At 63.4% G+C, this 22,863-nt stretch carries 17 protein-coding genes and 1 riboswitch; of the genes, 4 read left to right on the plus strand and 13 right to left on the minus strand.

What is annotated here, in order from left to right:
- The 3 genes from VRZ08_RS21335 to mqo are packed head-to-tail and all read left to right on the plus strand — an operon-like array spanning nt 1 to nt 3,166.
- Entirely contained in the window at nt 1-1,281 is a 1,281-nt protein-coding gene (locus VRZ08_RS21335) for a threonine/serine ThrE exporter family protein (protein WP_011156893.1), read from the plus strand.
- Complete coding sequence (locus VRZ08_RS21340; protein ID WP_079403154.1) at nt 1,278-1,679, plus strand: cupin domain-containing protein; 402 nt, start codon at nt 1,278-1,280, stop codon at nt 1,677-1,679. The genes VRZ08_RS21335 and VRZ08_RS21340 overlap by 4 nt, the downstream gene beginning before the upstream one ends.
- On the plus strand, nt 1,676-3,166 hold the full coding sequence (gene mqo / locus VRZ08_RS21345; protein ID WP_414533817.1) for a malate dehydrogenase (quinone): 1,491 nt from the start codon (nt 1,676-1,678) through the stop codon (nt 3,164-3,166). The genes VRZ08_RS21340 and mqo overlap by 4 nt, the downstream gene beginning before the upstream one ends.
- Nucleotides 3,167-3,704: 538 nt before the next feature.
- Here mqo and VRZ08_RS21350 read toward each other — a convergent pair.
- The 13 genes from VRZ08_RS21350 to VRZ08_RS21410 form a co-directional block, all read right to left on the minus strand.
- Nucleotides 3,705-4,889, minus strand: coding sequence for an integrase core domain-containing protein (locus tag VRZ08_RS21350; RefSeq protein ID WP_414533829.1), 1,185 nt, complete (start codon nt 4,887-4,889; stop codon nt 3,705-3,707).
- Nucleotides 4,890-5,428: 539 nt separating this feature from the next.
- On the minus strand, nt 5,429-5,806 hold the full coding sequence (locus tag VRZ08_RS21355; protein WP_414533818.1) for an SMR family transporter: 378 nt from the start codon (nt 5,804-5,806) through the stop codon (nt 5,429-5,431).
- 27 nt (nt 5,807-5,833) lie between these two features.
- Nucleotides 5,834-7,567, minus strand: coding sequence for a hypothetical protein (locus VRZ08_RS21360; RefSeq protein WP_414533819.1), 1,734 nt, complete (start codon nt 7,565-7,567; stop codon nt 5,834-5,836).
- Nucleotides 7,568-7,590: 23 nt separating this feature from the next.
- Nucleotides 7,591-8,547 (minus strand): UbiA family prenyltransferase, encoded by a 957-nt coding sequence (locus VRZ08_RS21365; RefSeq protein WP_414533830.1) that lies wholly within the window; start codon nt 8,545-8,547, stop codon nt 7,591-7,593.
- Nucleotides 8,453-9,028 carry a haloacid dehalogenase-like hydrolase gene (locus VRZ08_RS21370; protein ID WP_414533820.1) on the minus strand — a complete coding sequence of 192 codons (576 nt, stop codon included), beginning with the start codon at nt 9,026-9,028 and terminating at the stop codon, nt 8,453-8,455. Before VRZ08_RS21370 ends, VRZ08_RS21365 begins: the two co-directional genes overlap by 95 nt.
- Before the next feature lie 1,180 nt (nt 9,029-10,208).
- Nucleotides 10,209-12,032: an allophanate hydrolase gene (gene atzF / locus VRZ08_RS21375; protein WP_414533821.1), complete on the minus strand. Its 1,824-nt coding sequence runs from the start codon at nt 12,030-12,032 to the stop codon at nt 10,209-10,211.
- Nucleotides 12,032-15,580, minus strand: coding sequence for an urea carboxylase (gene uca, locus VRZ08_RS21380; RefSeq protein ID WP_414533822.1), 3,549 nt, complete (start codon nt 15,578-15,580; stop codon nt 12,032-12,034). Before uca ends, atzF begins: the two co-directional genes overlap by 1 nt.
- A gap of 2 nt (nt 15,581-15,582) precedes the next feature.
- Complete coding sequence (locus VRZ08_RS21385) at nt 15,583-16,218, minus strand: urea amidolyase associated protein UAAP2 (protein ID WP_414533823.1); 636 nt, start codon at nt 16,216-16,218, stop codon at nt 15,583-15,585.
- Between the two features lie 2 nt (nt 16,219-16,220).
- Nucleotides 16,221-17,060: an urea amidolyase associated protein UAAP1 gene (locus VRZ08_RS21390; protein WP_414533824.1), complete on the minus strand. Its 840-nt coding sequence runs from the start codon at nt 17,058-17,060 to the stop codon at nt 16,221-16,223.
- A 38-nt stretch (nt 17,061-17,098) separates the two neighbouring features.
- Nucleotides 17,099-17,890: an ABC transporter ATP-binding protein gene (locus tag VRZ08_RS21395; protein WP_414533825.1), complete on the minus strand. Its 792-nt coding sequence runs from the start codon at nt 17,888-17,890 to the stop codon at nt 17,099-17,101.
- Entirely contained in the window at nt 17,887-18,705 is an 819-nt protein-coding gene (locus tag VRZ08_RS21400) for an ABC transporter permease (protein ID WP_011156972.1), read from the minus strand. Before VRZ08_RS21400 ends, VRZ08_RS21395 begins: the two co-directional genes overlap by 4 nt.
- A 34-nt stretch (nt 18,706-18,739) precedes the next feature.
- Complete coding sequence (locus VRZ08_RS21405; protein ID WP_414533826.1) at nt 18,740-19,810, minus strand: putative urea ABC transporter substrate-binding protein; 1,071 nt, start codon at nt 19,808-19,810, stop codon at nt 18,740-18,742.
- Nucleotides 19,811-19,885: 75 nt separating this feature from the next.
- Nucleotides 19,886-19,990: riboswitch (guanidine-I (ykkC/yxkD leader) on the minus strand.
- A gap of 192 nt (nt 19,991-20,182) precedes the next feature.
- The gene (locus VRZ08_RS21410; RefSeq protein ID WP_414533827.1) at nt 20,183-20,974 is read right to left on the minus strand and encodes an enoyl-CoA hydratase/isomerase family protein; all 792 of its coding nucleotides are present in this window, start codon (nt 20,972-20,974) and stop codon (nt 20,183-20,185) included.
- A gap of 119 nt (nt 20,975-21,093) precedes the next feature.
- On the opposite strand from VRZ08_RS21410, the gene VRZ08_RS21415 reads away from it, so the two are divergent.
- A complete protein-coding gene (locus VRZ08_RS21415; protein WP_414533828.1) occupies nt 21,094-22,647 on the plus strand; it encodes a class I adenylate-forming enzyme family protein in 1,554 nt (517 codons plus the stop codon).
- The last annotated feature ends 216 nt before the right edge of the window (nt 22,648-22,863 follow it).

Here is a 22,863-nt window from a genome sequence, read left to right on the forward strand (position 1 = left end):
ATGTTGCCCGAACCGATCCCCGCGCAGCAGGCCGCACATGTCGCACTGCGGCTCGGCCGGCTGATGCTGGCGAACGGCGCCGACACCTCGCATGTCGTGAGCGCGGTCACCAGCTTTGCCGAGCGGCTCGGTTGTCGTGTCCGGCTGTTCGTCGGCCTCGAAGGCTTGATCCTGACGCTGGAAGACGACGAAGGCTTTAGCACCCGGCTCGGCCCGGCGATCGCCGGCACCGCCGTCAACATGGGTGCGCTCGGCGCGCTCGGCGAACTGCGCAGCCGCGATATTGCCGACGGCGATGATCTCGCGGCGATCGATCGGGCGCTCGATGACATCGAACACCGCGGCTCTGACTATCCGCGCTGGCTGGTGGCGCTCGGCATGGGTGTCACCGCCGCCTCTCTGGCCCGGCTGTTCGGCGCCGCATGGCCGGTGGTCGGCGTCGCGGTGCTGGTCGGAATCGTCACGCAAGGACTGCGTCAGTCTCTCGCGGCTGCCGCGACCAATCCGGTCGCCGGCGCCGGGCTCGCCGCGTTCGGCGGCGCGCTGGTTGGGCTGCTGGCGATGCGGGCATTTCCAGGACTGTCGCCGACGCTGTGTCTGGTCGCCGCCGGCATGATCCTGGTCCCCGGCGTGCCACTGCTCAATGGCGTGCGGGACACCCTCGGCAGTCATGTCGGCACTGGCCTCGGCCGGCTGATGCTGGCGGCTGTCACCGTTCTGGCGATCACGCTCGGGTTGTTCCTTTCGGCCAGCCTGATGGACGACGCGCTGCCGGTGAACGGCGCCCCGCCGCTGCTCGCGACGTCCGAAGACCTGTTGTTCTCGGCGCTGGCCGGCGCCGGCTACGCGCTGCTGTTCAACGTGCCGGCGCGTGCCGCCTGGGTTTGCGTGATCTGCGGCATGGCCGGCCATGGGCTGCGCACGGGGCTCGAGCACCTAGGTGTCGAGCTCAGCCTCGCCTGCCTCATCGGCGCGTTCGTCGCTGCGCTGATCGGACGTATTTTCGCCGGCCGTTTCCGCGTCCCGGCTGTTACCTTTGCGTTTCCCGGCATCGTCGCAATGATCCCGGGCTCCTACGCGTTTCGCGCCGGCATCGGTGGGCTCGCCATCATGAAGGCCGGCGCCGCTGCGTCGCCAATTCTCATCGCCGAAACCCTCGGCCTGATCGTCACCGTGGCGGTGGTGACGGCTGCGCTGGGTGTCGGCCTGTGCCTGGCGCTGGCCGCGCCGTTGCCGGCCGCTCTGGGCGGCCCCTCGAACCAGGAAGGAGCGCCTCGATGATACGCTGCGTACGGATGTGGACCGGTGAGGACGGCAACTCGCTGTTCGAGGAAGGCTGGATCGATCTCACCGAAGGCGCGCGCGGCGACGCCGTTGGCAAGCCGGTGCCCGCCGTCGAAGTCTCGTTTCAGGAGACCAAGTCGGGCGGCTCGTTTGAATGGCATCAGGACCCGGTGCCGCGTTACGTCATCACGCTGTCGGGCACACTTGAATTCGAGACCAAGTCCGGTGCGACCTTCACGATCCGTCCGGGCGACATCCTGCTGGCGCAGGACAACAGCGGCTCCGGCCATAAATGGCGGCTGATCGGCGACGAGCCGTGGCGCCGAGCTTACGTGGTGTACCGCGAAGGCTCCGAACTGCAGTTCGTTGCCGCCGGCAAGGAGAAGTCGGCATGAGCCAGATTCCCGAGACCTCCGACATCGTGCTGATCGGCGCCGGCATCATGAGCGCGACGCTCGGCACCGTGCTGAAGGAGCTGGAACCATCGCTTTCCGTGACGATGTTCGAGACGCTCCACGATTGCGGCGAGGAGAGTTCGCAGGCCTGGAACAATGCAGGCACCGGTCACGCGGCCAATTGCGAACTCAACTACACGCCACAGCGGCCGGACGGCAGCGTCGACATCTCCAAGGCGCTGGAGGTCAACACCGAGTTCGACATCTCGCGCGAGCTCTGGGCGCATCTCGTCGGCAAGGGCGCGATGCCGGATCCGCGCGCCTTCCTGCATCCGTGTCCTCATATGAGCTTCGTCTGGGGCGACGACAATGTCGCCTTCCTGCGCCAGCGTCACCGCGAGATGGCGGCGCATCATTGCTATCACGGCATGGAGTTCAGCGAGGACCCGGCGCAGATCGCCGCCTGGGCGCCGCTGATCATCGAGGGCCGCGACAAGGGCCAGCCGATCGCCGCGACCCGGATCATCAGCGGCGCCGACGTCGATTACGGCGCGCTGACGCATCTCTTGGTCAAGCAGTTGCAGGAGCAGTCCGGCTTCTCGGTGCACTACAAGCACCGGGTCGTCGCGCTGGCGCGCGACGACGGGCGCTGGCTGGTGACGGTCGAGAACGTCGCGAGCGCCGAGCGGACCACGATCTCGGCCCGCTTCGTATTCGCCGGCGCCGGCGGCGGGGCGCTCGATATTCTGCAGAAGTCCGGCATTCCCGAAGGCAACGGCTATGCCGGCTTCCCGGTCAGCGGCATCTGGCTGCGCTGCGATGTCGACGACATCAGCGTCCGGCATCACGCCAAAGTCTATGGCAAGGCCGCGCACGGTTCGCCGCCGATGTCGGTGCCGCATCTCGATACCCGGATCATCGGCGGCAAGCGCTCGCTGCTGTTCGGCCCCTATGCGGGCTTCTCCAGCAAATTCCTCAAGCACGGCTCCTACGCGGATTTGCTGCGCTCGATCGAGCCCGGCAACATTCTGCCGATGCTGGCGGTGGCGCGCGACGATTGGCAGCTCAGCGAATATCTGATTGGCCAGGTGCTGCAGACCTCGGAACATCAGTTCGCCGCGCTGCAGGGCTTCTTCCCACGGGCGCAGAGAGAGGACTGGCAGCGCGCGGTCGCCGGCCAGCGGGTGCAGATCATCAAGCCCGATCCGCAGCACACCGGCGTACTCGAATTCGGCACCGAGCTGGTCGCCAGCGCCGACAAATCATTCGTGGCGCTGCTGGGCGCCTCGCCGGGCGCCTCGACCGCCGCCTTCATCGCCATGGAGGTGCTGCAAAAATGCTTCGACGATCGGCTGACGCCCGACGGCTGGCTCGGCCCGCTGAAGCAGATGATCCCGACTTATGGCATTGACCTTAAGAAGGACGCTGCCGCCTGCCGCGACAGCCGCGTCAAAACGGCCAAAGTTCTGCAGCTCGATTTCGTCTAGCTTCGTAGCAACGGTGTCTTGAAAGCATCGCCAACGGGCGCTTTGGCGATGCCAAGACGTATCGCTTGCCTTGCTGCGTTTCGATCGACGATTGCTCCCCGCGACGTGAACGCTTTGTCCGTTTTGGGTCATGAGCGGACGTTCACTTCCATGTGCGCTCGTCGACCGAATCGAATGAACTGGAGGACCATTGGCATCCTGTTAGCTTCTGACGCAGCGCTGACGCGCGCGACAATCGCACATGTTGATCACCGCTGCTTCTGATCAACACGGGGCCAATTAAGCAGCCTGATGTGCAGCAAGTGCTCTGGATCCGCGGCGTTCATTGGCCTCAATTTGAACTCGTCCCAAGAACAGCGGAGACAACGCTTAGCTCGAGAATCGTCGCGGGGTGAGCCTAAGGGATGCGCATTTCTGGTATCTGGTGGCGCGAGTTGCCAGTACTAGGCATCATAATCCTGGGGTCGGGGGTTCAAGTCCCTCTCCCGCTACCACATTCTCGATTGTCCAGACCTGAGACATCGGTGACAGAACGTTCCTAAGACATGGGTAACAACCTCGTGCCGAACGGGTTGTCGATAGTCTGCAAGGTTTTCTGTTCCAGGTCGATGTATCCCAGATCGTATTGCATGAAGCTGACCAGCCAAATGCCGTCGTCGACTTCCTTGATGCCGAGCCGCTGACCGGCCATCACAGTTGAGATGTTGATCTTCTTGCGATGCATGCAGATCCGGCCGCAGGCGGTGACGAGCACATCTTTGTCGTGGAAGGGATAATCGACCTCCGGCAATCCCGCATAGCGCCGGGGTGATGGTGCGTAGAGGTCGGCGGGGGTCCGCATGGCGAGCGCTTCGTGCGGGCGCTCGGTGTTGAACTCGCTGGCGAAGGCGTCGAATCGCTGCTGTTGTTGCAGGAAGTTGGCGCCCGGCGGGCGGGTCGTTTGCTGCTTCAAGGTCAGATGCATGCGCTCGTGGCGGCCGTTCTGCTGCGGGTGCCCGGGCCTGATCCGCTCGATGGCGATGCCGAGCCGCAGCCACCAGACTGACAGTTTTGACAGGTTGTAGAGGCCGTTGGGACTGGCGAAGGGGAGCCCGTTGTCGCTCCTGATCGCGACCGGTAGGCCGCTCTGGGTGAAGAGGTTTTGAAAAGCCTGAACCACGCCGGCCTCGCGGGTCGATTCAAGCGCTTCGCACCACAACAGATAGCGCGCGGCCTGATCGGTGACCGTCAGGGGGTAGCAATAGTGGCCGTTGCCGAGCTTGAACTCGCCCTTGAAGTCGACGCACCACAGATCGTTCGGCCGGATCGCTTCGGACAGCGGCGTGCCCTCCGCCCGGTTGCGGCGCCTGCGGGCGCGTGCCACCAGCCCGTGCCGATCGAGCACCGCGTGGACGGTGCTCCTGGCCGGCACGCGGACCTCGCCGGCGAGCCTTTTGATCAGCAGCTCCCTGATCTTGCGGGCACCCCAGTACGGCTTCTCCTTCTTGCAGGCGACGATCAGGCGTTCCACCGCATCGGCGAGCTGGCTGGCGTAGCGCACCGGCCGCCGCGAGCGATCGGTCAGCGCGTCGAGCCCTTCGTCCTTGTAGCGATTGAACAGCTTATAGCCAGTCTTGCGGGAAATCCCGAACTCCCGGCACACCTCGCTCATGCCCTCGCCCTCGAGCAGGCGAGCCACGAACCGTAACCGTTCCTCCATCTCCGAACACCTTCTCCACGGCATCCACACCTCCCGCCAAAACGCGAAAAGTGTTACCCATGTCTCCGGTATGGACTGTCACCTATCTCTCAGGTCGCTCAGATGAGTCTCTGATTACAGCTTTCTGCCGGTTGATGGTGCGCCTGAAGAAGGCATTGTTGCTATATTAGAACCTGTTTAACCACAATGCGCCGAGGAACAGTGCCCGGCCTTGGTGGGGGGCTGGTGCTGCACTGTCGGGCTTCGGGACCGAACTACCGATGCCGAGCTCAGGCGGTGGTGCGGGCCGATCGGCCTGCCTACGCAATCGGTCGCGCTGGCGCTGCTCGCTGCTTATCGGTGTTCCGCAGCCATTCGGTGAACCACCCTTGTGCAGCTCTGCTTCAGGGGCTCGCCAAGAGCCTCTATACATATCAAACCCTTCCACAGCGTCGTGGTCCCCGCTTGTCACCGTCCTCGCAACCTCGCGCTACAGCGCCTGTGTTGAGTACGCAAACTGCGACGCAAATGGTGCCCACGTCTTGGTACTTCGCCAATCGCCCCCTCCCCCATCCCCCCCCCAACTAACGCGTCATACCGACCAGAACGACGCCTGAGACGATAAGTGCGACGCCAGCGATGGCCTGGAGCGATACGGGTTCGCCGAAGTGCACCGCACCGGATACCACCGTGGCGACAATTCCGAGCGCCACAAAGGGATAGGCGTAGGAAAGGGGAACGCGCGACAGAACAAACAACCAGACAACAGCGCTAAGAGCAAAGCAGGACAGCCCTCCGATGACCTGAGGTGATCTCGCTATAGCAACTGCAATTTCCACTATATCGCCCTGACGGATGACTGCCTGGATCTCCGCATCGATCATGCCACGCTTCAAGATGATCTGGGACAAGGTCGATAACGAGACGCTGATCAGGATAAGCAAGTTCTCACCGACTCCCATGCTGCCTCACAATCTGATCTTTCCTTGTCACAACATTGAGCGGAAGACGCAGATTCGTCCCGTCCTAAAGACCGGCTGTTCGGAACAATTGCTCATCGTGAACTCGATGACATATGGAATACCGTGTGCCATGGCATATTCTAGTCTTTCTTGATGAGTCGAAAGCTGCTCGACGGCCTCCGTCCGTTCACGCCAACGGTGATAGTCCGATGGGCTCCACATGACGTTCGCGCCGCGTTTGAAGTCTATCCAAAGGGAGCGATGGGCCGTGTATTCAAAGGCACCGTTCAAGATGGCCCCCTGCCGTTCGAGATCCTTCCCGGTGTACGTCTTGGTAAAGGAGAAAACAGGTACGAGAAAAACGCTTCCCGCCGCTGTATCCCTCCGCGCCCATCGCGCCACCTGATCCCACTCGACGATCCACTCTGAGTCCCTCGCAATTCTCCATTGATTGACCAGAATTGTGGCGCCAGCGACCAACGTTAGGGCCACGAGTGCAGCGGCGCGAACTACGCGCGCATCCCACAGGAGCCAAGGTGCGGGCCAAGAGTTGGGATATCGCTCGACGAGTTGCTGGATAGCAAAGATCGCTACGAGGCTTCCTATCCCCAAGAGACGTAGCGGCCCGATCGGCGCGATAGCCATGCCGACCATCGCCAATGACGCGAGGACGATGGCTCGGTTGCTGTTGCTGAACCACCACCGGGTTATCACTACACTCGCTAGCAGAACCGTTTGAAGTTGGATGAGTGTGCTACTGCGCAGAAGATGCAAATTTATGATCGTTGGGTTGCTGGTAATGGCGGGAACAAAAATTCCGATGACGTAGAGGGCTATGCATGCCCATACTGTAACTAGTAGTCTGTTCTGCGGATCCGAAGATAGCCTTAGCGAATACAAGGTGACGCCAACAACACAGAGCAGTGTCACTTTCTCCCAGGGCCGGATCGGCCAGAACAGAAAGTGTCTGAAGTAGTACGTCCCGACGTAGTCGATGTAGTTGAAGTCAAGACGCGCGCCGAAATCTGGGTTTCTGATGATATTTTGCAAAATCGGAATGGCGAAAAGAATTCCGATCATGGCTCCGATGGCGATGTCAGGGATCAAGTCGCGGATTCGCTGGCGGCCTGACAAGACTTCGTTGAGGAGGACAATGGCGAGAATGAACGTCTGCCAGACGGCGAAGAACGCATTCAGAAAAAAGGTGGGTCCGATCAGCATCAACGCTACCCGAAACCGACCGGTCAAGATGCACCAGAGGGCGATAAGAAAGATCCCGTTTGGCAGTTCGGAGTGCGTGAAATTGCGAATAAACAGGCCGCCGCCGCCCGCGACCGAGTCGATCTGCATAAGGGCGGAGGTGGCGACGAGGGCAGCAAAAACGTAGCGCGCGCCGGCGTCGCGAATGCCGAGCCAGTCGGCGCAGAGAAGAAAACCTATGAGACTGAGTGCGCGGCTGGCTAGAAGCAGGATGAAAAAAAGTAGGCGAGGGTCAATCCAGCGCGCCGAGCCCTCCAAGATCATCCACAGGCCTGAGGCAAAGTGGCGCAGAGACTGGATGTACGGGTCAGCGGCGAGCTCCGGCAGGTTGTAGAGTTCACCGACGATCGGCAGGTGAAATACGTTGTTGTTGTCTGGGAATGCGTACCCCGTGATAGCTATCGACAGAATCGTACCAAAGGCCGTTGCGCCCCAGAAGGATGCATCTTGAAAAGCATTTCGATGGGACCGACTGGGGCAACATTCTGCTGAGCCATCCATCTCGCCGATACAATGTTGTGACATTATATAAGTGCGCCTGATGCAGCTATCATGATGCACCCAATCAGTGCGAACGCGAGGAGACTGTTCCAGTCTCGAAGGGCGAAGGAGACGGGGTCGTCGTCCATCAGTCGCCGGTGCGCCATCATTAGGACCCTTCCTAGCCAATACATTAGAATCGGGCAGGCTAGCCAAAGTACCTTAGGATGACGATAAAGCGGTTGTACCGCGTCGGAGGAGATGTAGAGCGCGAACACGGTTACTGCGTTAAAGCCGGCAGCGGCAGCTAGAGCCGTGACGACGTCCAGGTCGGACTTGCGATAGTTGCGATTCGAGGGGTCGGGGAGACCGGCGTCGAGCCGGCCAGCGAGTTCGACATAGCGTTTGATCAAGGCCAAAGATGTGAAGATGAACATCGAGAAGCCGAGCAGCCACTCAGATATCGGCACGGAAATGGCGGCTGCTCCGCCGATCACTCTTAAAGTGTAAAGCGACGCGAGGGCGACGATGTCGACGAGCATCTTGCGCTTGAGGAAGAATGTGTAGGCCGTAGTCGACGCCAAATAAGCGAGGAGAACTATTACAAACAGCGGCGTGATGAGCAGGGCGAGCGCAAAAGCAATCGCGAGCAACCCAAAGGCAACGGGCAATGCGGCGAGAATTGGCACGGAGCCCGTCGCCAGAGGACGCTTTCGTTTGGTGGGGTGTTTGCGATCCGCTCCTAGGTCGACTAGGTCGTTCACTACATAGATAGCCGACGCAGCCAATGAAAAGGCTAAGAACGCTCCAATCGCGTCAACCAAGCTGCCAAAGCCGAACTTGTGAGCTGTCAGCAACGGCACAAGCACCAGTGCGTTTTTCGCCCACTGATGGGTTCGGAGCAGCTTAACCCAGCTTCGGACCCGTCCTTTCGGGGGGGGGGATAATATCCACGTCGAAGCAGGACGCAGCGATCGCCTTACGTGCGGAGGCCGGCGGATGAATCGCCCATCCCTTACGGCAGACGTTCCAAACTGGCAGATCGGTAGTGTCATTCCCGACGTAATCGAATCCGCGCTCTCCGAAAGCGTCGACCAGACATTCCGCCTTGCGCTCTCGCGAGAGGTTTGTCGTCCTATCCGATGCGAAGTAGCCATCGGCGCCGACATGCTCGGCGACGGCTATCACGTATCGCTCAGCGCTCGCGGAAGCGATGTAGATCTTGCGTCCTCGCGCACGAGCTTCCGCGATCAATTCGAGCACGCGCTCGTCATAAGGCAACTGTGTGACGTCGATTGCTGTCTCGGCAGCGATGGTGCTCTTGATCGCTGCTTTTCCCGATCGCAATGCATACAAGAGCGAGAAGATGTGCAACGGGTTGTCGCCGAGATAGGCGAAGGCGGACTCAACGAGCAGATCCGAACAGATCAGCGAGCCGTCGAGATCGACGACGAGAGGTAGGTCAGTCAATAAATCATTCATATCGAAAATCTGAAAAGGAAGTGTCTGTCGAAATCACCTACCAGCTCTGTATCTGACAGAGAATACCGATTTGTCTCTGTGAGGTCGAGGTTGCTCATAACGGCGCGCAATTCATCGCCGGCTGCGGGAAAAGTCGCATTGGCTATGTCTCTGAAATTGCGTTTGTTTTTTGGTATATGAAGTACAGCGTTCCGAACGTGGGGCCAAGTTTGTCATATTGAACTATGTTTATGGAGGAGGGTGAAGACCTCTCGATGGAAGCGCGGCAGTGGTATTAACTTGCTTGTCGGCACGATCCGATGCTTAGACGATGTCATGGTTGAGAATATCGTCGCCGCCTTCAATGCTGCTCGAATCACGTTCCAAGGGTTGCCTCGTACGCAGGTAAACTCCCGAAAAATGATCGGGCTCGCCTACGGCGACAACCATCCGTACTATGTTTCTGTCGGTCACCTATTTGGCTGTTTCTTACCGGGATAATTTTACCCTGGAAATGTACATCCGCAAGCTCGCCAAAGCTGGCGTGCGGCTAGTTTCCGTCACCCTTAAGCTCGGCGATGATCCGGTACAGGTCTGGATGCTCCAATAGTCGACCTGTTGACTGTACAGAACAACTTCCACTGGCAAGGTTCACAAACGTTACACCTGCTTGACCTGTGCACGGCAGCATAAGATCGCTTACAAGAGGCGTTTCGCTCCAATGGAGCACCTTGATCCGATCGTCATTTGGACCTCGCGGAGCAGCTCGGTCAGCGGGATAGGTCGAGCTGATCCTGGGCAAGCTTGCAGATCCGGGATCTGAGCAGGCAGCTGAAGTAGATCAGCGCTTCTCTGCTTTCTGTTATGATTTGGCTGTTGCCGAGGATAAGCTGAAACGCCGTTGCGCTTTGGTTGAAAATGGTATCATCTGGTACGATCGCACCGGTTTCTATTGTTTATGGCTGAGCTGCTCGCTCGAGAAGCCTTGTATATTCCAGTCTGCTCTATCGGTGTGTGGGAGCGGTGCCTTGTCGCGGAGGGGACCGCACTCGTTCGAAGCAGTCATCGGCTGCTGGACGGTCGCAACCGCGTGCGAGGACGTGGCCGGTGATCACGCACCAGCAAATTGCTATTCCATCGGTTTCCGCGACCGCGGTCCACGACATCGGACTTCAGACCAGCGTGCCTCTCGCGTCTCGCCTTACCCAACAAGGCTTTTGATGTAAGCCCTCCATCCGCCGAAGGCCGAGATGTCGGTTGCGCCTTTCAGGCCTTCGGCTTCAACGATGAAACCTTTCGGCGTGGTGCCGTCGGCCAGCCGCGTGGTGCCGATGCCGAGCGGGGCGGGGATGCCGGCGACGAAGCTGCCGAAGCCTTCGGCGGAGATCGCCCAGACCTCTGTGGCGATCGGGACGCCTTCGCTGGCCGCGACGCGCAGCAGGCCGGGGCGGAAGGGTGGGCCGCCTTGCAGTGCGAACAGTTTGTAGTCGGGCGCGGTGGAGACCGCGCGGAGGAAACGCGCGCCGCGGCTGGTCAGCTCGTGATTGAGCGGCATGCCCGACAGATGCGCGCCGACCACCACCAGCTCGATCTCGTTCGCAGCCACAGATGTCGAAGCCTCAGTGGGAGGCGGCACCTTGGTGCTGCTGGCGCCCATGGGCGCGTCGCTGGCGGCGTGAAGGCGCTGGCCGAGCGCGGCGAGCAGATGGTCGCGGCCGGAGGGTGCGATCAGGGTGACGCCGGACGGAAAGCCATCGGCGCGGAAGCGGCTCGGCACGGCCAGCGCGCAGAGGTCGAGCAGATTGACGAAATTGGTGTAGGTGCCGAGCTCGCTGTTGGGGCCGATCGGATCGACCTCCAGATCTGCGACCGTGCGCGGACGCGGATAGGTCGGCACCATCAGCACGTCGACGCTGCTCCAGATCGCATCCGCGGCGCGGCGCAGCTCTGCCAGCTGATACAGCCCGGCGAACGCATCGGCGGCACTGAACGCCCTCGCAGACCCGAGGATCTTCCGCGTCACCGGATGCAGCAGGTCCGGCGCCGTCTCGATGACATCTCGGATGGCTTGATAGCGCTCTGCGACCCACGGGCCGCTGTAGAGCAGGCTGGCGACGTCGAACAATGGCGACAGATCAACTGCACGAGCCGGTGCAGACACCACCGTCGCAAGGTCCGTCACCGCAAGATCGAACGCGCGTTCGGACTGCAGCTCGCCGGCGAATTTGCGGCTGGCCGTGTCCGGCACACCGACGCGCAGACCGGGCGGCAAACCCGCAGGCTTAGCAGCTGCACTGGGATGCGGCCGCGACCAGGGATCGGTGCGGTCGAACGTCGCCATGACCCGATAGATCGCGTGGGCGTCGTCGACCGTGCCGGCGAACACCGAGATCGTATCCAGGGTCCGGCACGCCGGCACCATGCCGCGCGACGACACGCTGCCGAGCGACGGCTTGAGCCCGACGATGTTGTTGAGCGCAGCCGGCACGCGGCCGGAGCCTGCGGTGTCGGTGCCGAGCGCGAACGTGACCAGGCCATGCGACACTGCGACCGCCGAGCCGCTGCTCGATCCGCCCGGGACGTAGCGCGGATCGATCGCATTGCGCGGCACCGGATAGGGCGTGCGGACGCCGACCAGCCCGGTCGCGAACTGATCGAGGTTGGTCTTGCCGATCAAAATTGCGCCGGCGTCGAGCAGACGCTGAACCGCAAACGCGGTTTCGTTCGGCGTGGAGGCGAAGCCGGGGCAGCCTGCCGTGGTCGGAAGGCCCGCGACGTCGATGTTGTCCTTCACCGCAAACGGCACGCCCCACAGCGGCTTGGTAACGGGATCGAACGATCCGAGCGCGGCGGCGTCGGCCAGAACATCATGCTTCGGCCGCAGCGTGATGAAGATGCCGGGATCGGCCACGGCTTCGATTCGGCGATAGGTCGCAGCGATGATCTCGGCCGGAGAGGTGCCGGCCGCGTAAGCGGCGTGCAGCGTCGCGATGGTCGGAAAGGTGGTGAGTTCAGCAGTCGACATCACACTTCCTCCAGCGCGCAGATCAGGTCGCCGGCGCGCAGCGTCTGTCCCGGCTTGGCGTTGAGCGCTCTGACGATGCCGCGCGCGGTCGCCGGAATCGCGATCTCCATCTTCATCGACTCGATCACTGCGAGAGTCTGGCCGATCTCGACGTGCTCGCCCGGCTCGACGGTCAGTTTCCAGACGTTGCCCGGCGCTTCGGTGAACTGGCCGACACAGCCGTCCGGCACATCGCCGCCGGAGCCGAGCGCGGCCGCGGTGTCGTCCTCCACCACCTCGTCGAGCTTGGCGTCGCGCCAGCGTTGGCGTTCGGCCTCGAACGCGGTCTGCTGACGAGTCTTGAACGCTGCGATGCCGTCGGCTTCGCGCGCCAGGAACGCCTTGTAGTCGGCGTAGGAGAATATCGTCTCTTCGATCTTGAGCGGATAGCCGCCGTGCGGAAACGCGGCGCGGGCGTCGAGCAGTTCTTCCGGCGTCACCGGGAAGAACCGAATCTGGTCGAAGAACCGCAGCAGCCAGGGATGGCCTGGCTTGAACACCTCGGTGCTGCGCCAGGTGTTCCAGACCTGGATGGTGCGGCCGAACAGCTGATAACCACCGGGGCCTTCCATGCCGTAAATACACATATAGGCACCGCCGATGCCGACGGCATTTTCGGGCGTCCAGGTGCGGGCAGGGTTGTACTTGGTGGTGACCAGGCGGTGCCGCGGATCGACCGGGGTGGCGACCGGTGCGCCGAGATAGACGTCGCCAAGGCCGAGCACGAGGTAGTTGGCGTCGAACACGATGCGCTTGACGTCGTCCTCGCTGGCAAGGCCGTTGATGCGGCGGATGAACTCGATGTTGGACGGGCACCACGGCGCATCCGGCCGCACCAGCTCTTGATACTTGCGCATCGCCAGCACCGCCTGCGGATCGTTCCACGATAGCGGCAGATGAATGATGCGGCTCGGCACCGCCATCGCTTCGACCGAGGGCAGTTCGCGCTCGATCCTCGCAAGTGCGTCGAGCAGCTTGCGGCGCGACATCACCGCGCTGTCGTAGTGGATCTGCAGCGATCGGATTCCCGGGGTGAGATCGATGATCCCAGGCAGCTTCGCTTTCTCCACCGCCTCGGCGAGCACGTGAACCCGCAGCCGCAGTGCGATGTCGAGCTCCATCGGGCCATATTCGACCAGCAGATTGTCATCGCCGGCACGGCGATAGACCACCGGGATCTCGCCATCTTCATGGCGGCCGACAATCGCCGAGCCGAGCTCGGCAGGTGCGGCGATCACAGTCGGCCCTGCGACCGGATCATCGGCGCGCGTCACCGGCACGAAGCGGAGCTTGTCGCCGGGCTTGAGCTGGCCGACCTTCCACAATTCGTCGCGCGCCACCACGGCCGGGCAGACGAAGCCGCCGAGGCTCGGGCCGTCGGGACCGAGGATGATCGGCATGTCGCCGGTGAAGTCGATCGCGCCGACCGCATAGGCGTTGTCGTGGATGTTGGATGGGTGCAGACCGGCTTCGCCGCCGTCGGCGCGGGCCCATTGCGGCTTCGGTCCGATCAGCCGCACGCCGGTGCGTGCGCTGTTGAAGTGGACTTCATAGTCGGAGGAAAACAGCGTCGCGATGTCGTCATCCCGGAAGAAGTCGGGAGCGCCGTGCGGGCCGTAGATCACGCCGATCTGCCACGCGCGCGTCAGCGCCGGCCGTTCCTCATCGGTGAGCGCACGCGGCTCCGCGACCGGCGCGACCGAGCCGAAATGCAGCACGTCGCCGGCCTTCAGCGCGCCGGTGGCATGACCGCCGAACGCGCCGAGCGTGAACACGGCGCGGGACCCGAACACTTCGGGCGCGTCGAAGCCGCCGCGGATGGCGAGGTAGCAACGCTGACCGGCGCCCTCGATCTTGCCGATCGCCAGCATTTGGCCGGCACGCACCGCGATCGGCGCGTCGTTGCCGACCGCCACGCCGTCGAGCTTCGCCGCTATGGCGGCGCCGCACAGCGCCACGACGGCGTCGGCGTTGAAGCGCAGCGTCGGGCCGCTGACGGTGAGTTCGAATGCCGCGGTGGTTTCGGGATTGCCGACGATGCGGTTGGCGAGGCGGAACGAGCGCTCGTCCATCGGTCCGCTCGGCGGCACGCCGACGTGCCACAGATGCAGCCGGCCCGGCAGCTCCTGCAGGCCGGATTGCGCGCCGGGCGCCACCACGTCGATGGTGCGCGCCGCGAAGCTGAAATCGGCCAGCACCTTGGTGGCGACCTTGCCGCTGCGGAACAGATCGGACCCGGCGATCGCGCGCAAATAATCGAGATTGGTCTCGATCCCGGCCACGGTGGTCGCGGTAAGCGCGCCGATCATCTTGTCGATCGCGGCGTCGCGGTCGGCCGCGTGGACGATCAGCTTCGCCAGCATCGGATCGTAGAACGGCGTCACCTCGTCGCCGGTTTCGATCCAGCCGTCGATGCGGGCGTCATCCGGAAACGCCACCTGGGTCAGCCGGCCGGCCGAGGGCCGGAAACCGGCGCCGGGATTCTCGGCATACAGCCGCACTTCGATCGCCGCGCCTTGCGGCGGACGCGGCGTGTAGGTCGCAAGCGGGCTGTCGCCGGCAGCCTGGCGCACCATCCATTCGACCAGATCGACCCCGAACACCGCTTCGGTGACCGGATGCTCGACCTGCAGACGGGTGTTGACCTCGAGGAAGTAGAATTCGTCTCGCGCGACGTCGTAGATGAATTCGACGGTGCCGGCGGACTCGTAGGCGACGCTCTGGCCGAGCGCGACCGCGGCCTGATGCAGCCGCGCACGCATCTCATCCGAGATGCCGGGCGCCGGGGTTTCCTCGACCACCTTCTGGTTGCGCCGCTGCAGCGAGCAGTCGCGCTCGCCCAGCGCAATCACGTTGCCCAGCCCGTCGCCGAAGATCTGCACTTCGATATGCCGGGCGTCGGCGACGAAGCGTTCGAGATACACCCGCGCGTCCCCGAAGCTGGCGCGAGCGGTGCGCTGCACGGTGGCGAAGCGTTCGCGCAGCGTCGCCTCGTCGTGGCAGAGCTGCATGCCGATGCCGCCGCCGCCCGCCGTGCTCTTCAGCATCAGCGGAAAGCCGATGCGGCCTGCGGCCTCGAGCGCTTCGTCGATGCTGTCGATCAGCCCGGTGCCGGGCAGCAGCGGCACGTTGCTCGCCTTCGCCAGTTCGCGGGCGCGGTGCTTCAGGCCGAACGCCTCGAGATGTTCGGGGCGCGGACCGATGAAGGCGATGCCGTGCTGCTTCAGCCGCTCGGCAAAGCCGCGGTTCTCCGACAGGAAGCCATAGCCGGGATGCACCGCCTGCGCGCCGGTGGTGAGGCAGGCGTCGATCACGGCGTCGACGTTCAGATAGCTGTCGCTGGCGGCGTCGCCGCCGACACGAACCGCTTCGTCGGCCTCGCGCACCGGACGGGTGAAACGGTCGGCGTCCGAATAAATCGCGACCGATGCGATCCCCATCCGACGCAAGGTGCGGCCGATCCGCCCGGCGATCTCGCCGCGGTTGGCAATCAGAACTTTGCTGAACATGATCAGTCCTCGCCTGCCTCGTAGATCACCACCTGGATCGGCGTCGGGAAGAAGCCGTTGCAGGGATTGTTGACCTGCGGACAGTTCGAGATCAGGCACAGCACGTCCATCTCGGCGACCATCTCGACGTAGTCGCCGGGCTTGGAGACGCCGTCGACCACGGTGAAATTGCCGTCGGGATCGAGCGGCACGTTCATGAAGAAGTTCAGGTTCGGCACGATGTCGCGCTTCGACAGGCCGTGCTTGGCAGCTTCCAGCACGAAGTTCTCGCGGCAGGCGTGCAGATACTTGGTCTGATGCCCGAACCGCACGGTATTGCTCTCGCAGGAGCAGGCGCCGGCGGACGTGTCGTGCAGGCCGCAGCTGTCGGCGACCATGCGCAGCATGGTGCGGCCCTCGGTGGACATGATCCGCGTGCCGGTGGTGACATAGGCCGAGCCCTGGGCGCGCAGCGTGTCCTGGCCGCTGTAGCGCTCGCCATGATCGTCGGCGGCGTAGAACAGAGTGTCGACCGCCTGCTGGCCGTGGATGTCGACGATGCGCAGCGTCTGGCCCTTGCGGATGATCGCCGACCACGGCACGCGCGCCGGAATCTCGGTATCGAGCACGATGCGGGCGGAAGCGGGAATCGCGGTCATGCTCAGGCCCTCCCTGCGGCGCCAGCGAGATAGAAGGCGTTGTTTTCGAACGCACGCTTGGCTTCGAGCGACACGGTGCGGCACAGATCGTCGGAAGCGGGCTGAGGTGCCCGGTAGCGAATGAGGTCGATGTCGCCCGGTGCGTAACTTGGCGATGGATCGAGCGAGTGCGGACAGTTCGACACCGCGATCAGCAGGTCGAGCTCGGCACGCAGGTCGACGAAGTCGCCCTTGTGGCGACGCTCGCCGTGCCATTCGAACCGGCCCTGCGAGTCGACGGCGACCGGCGCGAAGAATCCGATCGACGGATGCACGTCACGGCGATCGAGCCCGAGCTTGCCGGCGGCGAGTACGAAATTGTCGCGGGTGTTGCGGAAATTGCCGGCGCCATAGCGAGCCGCATTGGTTGCGGCATTGGAGCCGCCCACCATGGTGTCGTGGGCGCCGCTGGTGTCCTCGATGATCGACAGCAGCGCACGGCCCATGTCGGACAGGATCACACGGCCTTTGCGCAAGGACGCCGCCCACTGCACCTTGATGGTGTCGGCGTGGTTCAGCCGCTCGCTCGGATCGAGCGCATTCCAGGCCTGGATGCTGACGCAGGACGTGCCGCGGGTGTTGACGATTCGCAGCGCTTCGCCGCGGCCGAGCTTGGTCACGTAGTACCAGCCGCCCGGCACGGTCTCGCGATGGATGATGGCGTCCGCGGCGATCGGCGCGCTGTCGCGCGGCGTCGGCGGCGGCAGGGCCTTCGGCGCCTGCTGCTGGCCCAGCGCCTTGTGCTGTTCGTAGCGCCGGCGGTTGGTCTCGACTTCGGCCTTCTCTTGCTCGGTCAGGATCATGCTGTCCTCACGGTGAACAAATGTCGGGTCGTCCCGGCTCATGCTCCCTGTGCGGCCGGGTCGTCCCGGCCAGAGCGGATTGGATGGTCGGTGCGCGGCTGCGCGACGCGCCGCGGGAAGATTTCGAGATCGCGGGAAATCGTCGCGCCGTAGCGCTCGCGTTCCTCGGGACGGTTGCGATTGCGTTCGAAGGCGATCACCCGCGTCGCCAGGCTGAACGCCTCGGACAGATCGTGCGTGACCATCACCACGGTGAGCTCGGTCTCGTTCCACAGCCGCTTCATCAGCACGTGGATGTCGGCGCGGATGCCGGGGTCGAGCGCGCCGAACGGCTCGTCGAGCAGCAGGATCTTCGGGCCGCGCATGATCGCCTGCGCCAGCGCCAGCCGCTGCTGCATGCCGCCGGATAGCGCGGACGGATATTTGCTCTCGTGGCCGTTCAGCCCGACCTCGTCGAGCAGCGCCATCGCCTGCTCGGTCGCCTCGCGCCGCGCCCGGCCGAACAGCCGGCCGAGCAGACGCGACCTCTGCAGCTCGCGGCCGAGCAGCACGTTGTCGAGCACGGTGAGATGCGGAAACACCGAATAGCGCTGGAACACCACGCCGCGATCGGCGTCGGGTTCGCTCGGCATCGGATGGCCATCGATCAGGATCTGGCCGCGGGTCGGTGTCTCCTCGCCGAGCAGCATGCGCAGGAAGGTGGTCTTGCCGCAGCCGGAAGGCCCGACCAGCGCGACGAACGCGCGCGGCGCGACGTCGAGCGTGATCCGCTCTAACACGATGTGGTCGCCGTACTCTTTCCAGACGTTATCGAAACGGATCGCGCTCATTCCGCCCTCACCGCGGCGAACCAGGGGAAGGCTTTGCGCTGGATCAGTCGCAACGCCAGGTCCATCAAGAAGGCGAGCAGCGTGATCCAAACCACGTAGGGGATGATCACGTCCATCGCCAAATAGCGCCGCACCAGGAAGATGCGATAGCCGAGCCCTGAGTCCGAGGCGATCGCTTCGGCGGCGATCAGGAACAGCCAGGCCGGTCCGAGTTGCAGGCGCAGCGAGTCGATCAGTCGCGGCAGGATCTGCGGCAGCACCACGCGGAGCGCGATCTGCCAGGTCGAGGCGCCGAGCGTCTGTGCCTTGATCAGTTGCTCGCGCGGCAGTTCGAGCACCTTCATCGACAGGTCGCGGATGATGCAGGGCAGCGTGCCGATTACGATCAGTGCGATCTTGGAGTTCTCACCGAGACCCATCACGATGAACAGGATCGGCAGCAGCGCCAGCGGCGGCACCATCGAGGTGACCGACACGAAAGAGCCGAGCAGGGCATTCGCGGCCGGCAGCAGGCCGATCACGATGCCGAACACGAGCGCCAGCGAGGTCGAGATCGCCAGCGCCGCGCCCAGCCGTTCGAGACTCGCCAGCGTGTCCGACCACAGCAGATAGCTGCCGGTGCGGGCATCGACCTGGAAGGCCATCTGCTTGACCGCCTGGCCCATGCTGGACAGCGCCGGCAGCAGCTTGTCGTTGGGATTCTCCGCCAGCCGCGCGCCGGAGCCCAGCAGATACGCAATGATCACCAGCACGAACGGCAGCGCCGCCATGTAGATGGCGAGTTGCCGTCCAGGCCTGATGTTCACCCATCGCATCGTCGTGCTCCGGCTTGGCTTGTGACGTGATTGCTTACAGCTTGCCGGCCGCGGCGGCGTTCATGAAGCTCGGGTCGAACCGCAGCTTCACGTTGGCCTTGTCGCCGAGCACGCTCTTGTCCGCGAGCTCGATGCCGACGGCGTCGGCCGACTTCGCGCCCTTGCCGAGCAGATCCTTGTCGAACAGGAACTTGCGGACGCGGTCCATGGTGCTGCCGATCGCCGCGCTCTTGGTGAAGGCTTCGGCGTCGGCGGCCTTGCTGAACAGCTTGGTCGATGCGAGCTGGCTTTCGAAGCCGGCCAGATCGGTGCCGGACGCCTTCGCCATCGCTTCCTTGGCGGCCTTGGCCTCGGCGCCTTCCGCCGTCATCTTCGCCATGGTCTCGTACCAGATCCCGACCAGCGCCTTGGCGAAGTTCGGATTGTCCTTCACCACCGCGGTGTTGGCGACCATCAGATCGATGATCTCGCCGGGGATCTGCGAGGAGTCGAACACCTTGTGGGCGTCGGGCGAGGCGAGGATTTCGGAGACGATCGGATTCCAGGTCACCACCGCGGTGACGTCGGCGGTCTTGTAGGCGGCGGCGAGGTCGGCGTCGGAGGTGTTGACCACCTTGACGTCCTTCTCGCTCAGCTTGTTGGATTCGAGCGCGCGGGCGAGCAGATAATGCGACACCGAGAACTCGACCAGATTGACCTTCTGGCCTTTGATCGCGGCGAAATCCTTCTTGTCCTTCAGGATCACCGCGTCGTTGCCGTTGGAGAAGTCGCCGACGATCACCGCGGTGGTGTCGACGCCGCCGGCGGCGGGAATCGACAGCGCGTCCATGTTGGTGATGGTCACCGCGTCATAGGAGCCAGCGGTGTACTGATTGATCGACTCGACGTAGTCGTTGAACTGCTTCACCTCGATGGTGATGCCGTATTTGTCCGCCCACTTCTTCACGATGCCGGTGTCGGCGGCATAGCCCCAGGGCATCCAGCCGACATAGATCGACCAGGCGACCTTGAAGTCCTTCTTGGGGGCAGCGGAGGCTCCGGCGACGCTCAGGGCGACGATCGAGCCGGCGAGGATCAGAGTAGATAGCAAACGAGTCTTCCGCATCGGATCATTCCTCAGAAACTGGTCACGATGAGGAATTGACATGGACCATCGTTTGCCAATTCCTCGGCTTACGAGGTCTCCCGGGCTTTTGTCCCGCCGTGCGTCCGAAGGATTTCTCCCTTCGGGGGGCAGCTCTCGGACCAGCGCCTGAAACAGGCCGGAACCCTAGCCACCAACTCTGCGCCAATTGTTGCCCGAACGGACGGCATCTTTGAAGGTCCGCACGGCACAAACAATGTGCAATCCCTGGCGGTAGTTCGGTCAACTGCCCAGCGGCTCGGCGGTGTCGGTATGATCGTGTGGTCGCGACGATCTGCCTACGATCTGCACAGATCTGCTACCGAGCTCGCCTGTATCTTCTGCGAGGCTTTCTCAGCGTCTGAAATCCGCCTTCCGCTTTTCCTGAAACGCGGCGACGCCTTCGGCGAATTCGGTGCTGCCGAAGGCGACGCCCTGGGCGAAGGCCTCGAGGGCGAAGAACTGTTCGATCGGCTCGAACGCGCCGTTGACCAGCATCTTGGTGAGGCCGAGCGAAGTGGCGGGACCGGCGGCTAGATCAGCAGCGAGCTTCAGCGCCTCGTCCATCAGTGCATCGGCCGGCACCACACGCTTGGCGATGCCGAGCGTCAGCGCCTCATCCGCTTCGACCCGCCGGTTGGTGAGCAGGATGTCCTTGGCGCGCATCGCGCCGACCGCGCGCGGCAGGGTTAGCGCGAGTCCGAGATCCGGCGCGGCCCCGAGCCCGGGAAACGCCGCGCGGAAGTAAGCCTGCTCCGACATCAGCACGATGTCGCACAGCAGAGCCAGCGAGAAGCCGGCCCCGGCGGCCGATCCGTTCACTGCCGCGATCACCGGCTTCTCGGCGGTCAGCAACATCTTGGCCCAGCCGTGCGTCACCTGCATCCGCCGCCGCACCTGCGGCGCGGCGCGCTCGCCCATATTGTTGATATCACCGCCGGCGCAGAACGAGCCCTCGCTGCCGGTGATCACCAGACAGCGCACGGTGGAATCGGAGAGCAATTCCGGGATGCGGAGTTCGAGATGCTGCTTGACCGCCGGTTGCAGTGCATTGCGCGTCGACGGGCTGTTGAGGCGAACCACCATGACGTCGGCATGGCGTTCGAACACGACGGCATCGCCGTCGGCTGCGCTGTTTGCAGGCATGTGTCTCCACCCTTGTTTTGTTTCCGGTGACGATAGCGCAGTCGGCGACGATTTGCGAAAACGATTTTCGCAATGCTAAAACGCGTTCAAGCAACAACACGAACAGCGGGGAGCGCGACATGCAGTTGACGGCGGGCTTGCGCAAGGCGGCCTCGTTCCGCGCCGACGACATCGCGCTCGTGACCCCCGAGCGCAGCTTCAGCCATGGCGAGGTGTTGGACCGGGTGGCGCGGCTCGCAAGCGTGTTCCGCCGCTTCGGCATTGAAGGCGGCGAACGGGTTGCGATCCTGGCGGCCAACGGCAACGCGTACATTGAGTGCTATTTCGCCGTGCTGTGGGCCGGCGGCGTCGTGGTGCCGATCAATTCCCGGTTCTCGCTTGCCGAGATGATCGAGCAGGTGACGGATGCCGAGCCGACGGTGCTGGTGAGCGATCGCAGCTTTCTCGACAGTGCGCTGCAACTCGCCGACGCCTGCCGCTGCATCACCGCCGTGGTCGCTGCCGCGCCGGGCGCTGCTGGGTTGCCTAAGCTCTACGATTACGAGGCTGCGCTCGCGGACGAGAAGCCTTGCGCCGACGCCGGCCGTGGCAACGACGATCTCGCTTGCCTGTTCTACACTGGCGGCACGACAGGCCGCGCGAAGGGCGTGATGCTTAGCCACCGCAATCTGTGGGTCAACGCAGTGGTGACGTCGCTGTCCTTCGGCTTCGATGAGACCACGGTGGCGCTGCACGCCGGGCCGCTGTTCCATCTCGGCGCCGGTGCTCGCGTCTACACTACCTCGATCATGGGCGGGCGCCATGTGGTGATCCCGCGGTTCTCGCCGAACGACGTGCTGGCCGCGATCAGCCAGCACAAGGTGACGGTGGCGACCTTCGTGCCGACGATGCTCGGCATGATCCTGCAACTGCCGGATCTCGACAGCTACGATCTGTCGAGCCTGAAGCTGATCACCTATGGTGCTTCGCCGATGCCCGAAGCGGTGTTGCAGGAGTGCCTGCGGCGGTTCCCGTCGATCAGGTTCGGCCAATCCTACGGCATGACCGAGCTGTCGCCGGTCGCGACCATTCTGTCGCCGGCCGATCATCTGCCGTCCGCCCCACGGCATCGGCTGCGCTCGGCCGGCCGGCCCATCGTGTCGGCAGAAGTCAGGATCGTCGATGCCGAGGACCGCGAGCTGAAACCTGGCGAGGTCGGCGAGGTGGTGGTCCGTGGCCCCATGGTGATGATGGGCTATTGGAGACAGCCGGAACTGACCGCGCAGGCGCTGCGCGGCGGCTGGATGCACACCGGCGATTCCGGCCGGTTCGACACCGATGGCTATCTCTACATCTCCGACCGGATCAAGGACATGATCATCACCGGCGGCGAGAACGTGTATTCGATCGAGGTCGAGAACGCGATCGCGGCGCATCCCGACGTGCTGCAATGCGCGGTGATCGGTATCCCTCATGCCAAATGGGGCGAGGCGGTGCATGCGGTGGTGGTGCGCCGCGCCGGCTCTTCGCTGACGGCGGAGGAATTGATTGCGTTCTGCCGTTCTGTGATCGCAGACTACAAATCGCCGCGCAGCATCGAATTCCGAGACGACCCGCTGCCGCTGTCGAGCGTCAACAAGATCAACAAGGCGGCGCTCCGCGCGCCGTATTGGAGCGACAAGGACCGCGTGTGAATTGAGGCTCTGTCTCAGGCACAGCGTCACCCGCGCCGTCATTGCGAGGAGCGCAGCGACGAAGCAATCCAGCTTCGTGCGCCGGGCGATGGATTGCTTCGCTTCGCTCGCAATTGTGCAAGTTCACTAATTCGTTGATCGCATAGTTTTGTCAGCGGCGAAGTCCTTCGGGGTTTTGCCGCCGAGGGCCTGGTGAGGCCGGAAGTTGTTGTAATA

This window comes from Rhodopseudomonas sp. G2_2311 (assembly GCF_047501505.1).
GTDB classification, from domain to species: Bacteria; Pseudomonadota; Alphaproteobacteria; order Rhizobiales; family Xanthobacteraceae; genus Rhodopseudomonas; species Rhodopseudomonas palustris_H.

Bases quoted from the DNA above. Each gene is read 5' to 3' on its own strand.
- VRZ08_RS21335 (WP_011156893.1), top strand. From the start codon at position 1: ATGTTGCCCGAACCGATCCCCGCGCAGCAGGCCGCACATGTCGCACTG.
- VRZ08_RS21340 (WP_079403154.1), top strand. From the start codon at position 1,278: ATGATACGCTGCGTACGGATGTGGACCGGTGAGGACGGCAACTCGCTG.
- mqo (WP_414533817.1), top strand. From the start codon at position 1,676: ATGAGCCAGATTCCCGAGACCTCCGACATCGTGCTGATCGGCGCCGGC.
- VRZ08_RS21350 (WP_414533829.1), bottom strand. From the start codon at position 4,889: ATGCCGTGGAGAAGGTGTTCGGAGATGGAGGAACGGTTACGGTTCGTG.
- VRZ08_RS21355 (WP_414533818.1), bottom strand. From the start codon at position 5,806: ATGGGAGTCGGTGAGAACTTGCTTATCCTGATCAGCGTCTCGTTATCG.
- VRZ08_RS21360 (WP_414533819.1), bottom strand. From the start codon at position 7,567: ATGGATGGCTCAGCAGAATGTTGCCCCAGTCGGTCCCATCGAAATGCT.
- VRZ08_RS21370 (WP_414533820.1), bottom strand. From the start codon at position 9,028: ATGAATGATTTATTGACTGACCTACCTCTCGTCGTCGATCTCGACGGC.
- atzF (WP_414533821.1), bottom strand. From the start codon at position 12,032: ATGTCGACTGCTGAACTCACCACCTTTCCGACCATCGCGACGCTGCAC.
- uca (WP_414533822.1), bottom strand. From the start codon at position 15,580: ATGTTCAGCAAAGTTCTGATTGCCAACCGCGGCGAGATCGCCGGGCGG.
- VRZ08_RS21385 (WP_414533823.1), bottom strand. From the start codon at position 16,218: ATGACCGCGATTCCCGCTTCCGCCCGCATCGTGCTCGATACCGAGATT.
- VRZ08_RS21390 (WP_414533824.1), bottom strand. From the start codon at position 17,060: ATGATCCTGACCGAGCAAGAGAAGGCCGAAGTCGAGACCAACCGCCGG.
- VRZ08_RS21395 (WP_414533825.1), bottom strand. From the start codon at position 17,890: ATGAGCGCGATCCGTTTCGATAACGTCTGGAAAGAGTACGGCGACCAC.
- VRZ08_RS21400 (WP_011156972.1), bottom strand. From the start codon at position 18,705: ATGCGATGGGTGAACATCAGGCCTGGACGGCAACTCGCCATCTACATG.
- VRZ08_RS21405 (WP_414533826.1), bottom strand. From the start codon at position 19,810: ATGCGGAAGACTCGTTTGCTATCTACTCTGATCCTCGCCGGCTCGATC.
- VRZ08_RS21410 (WP_414533827.1), bottom strand. From the start codon at position 20,974: ATGCCTGCAAACAGCGCAGCCGACGGCGATGCCGTCGTGTTCGAACGC.
- VRZ08_RS21415 (WP_414533828.1), top strand. From the start codon at position 21,094: ATGCAGTTGACGGCGGGCTTGCGCAAGGCGGCCTCGTTCCGCGCCGAC.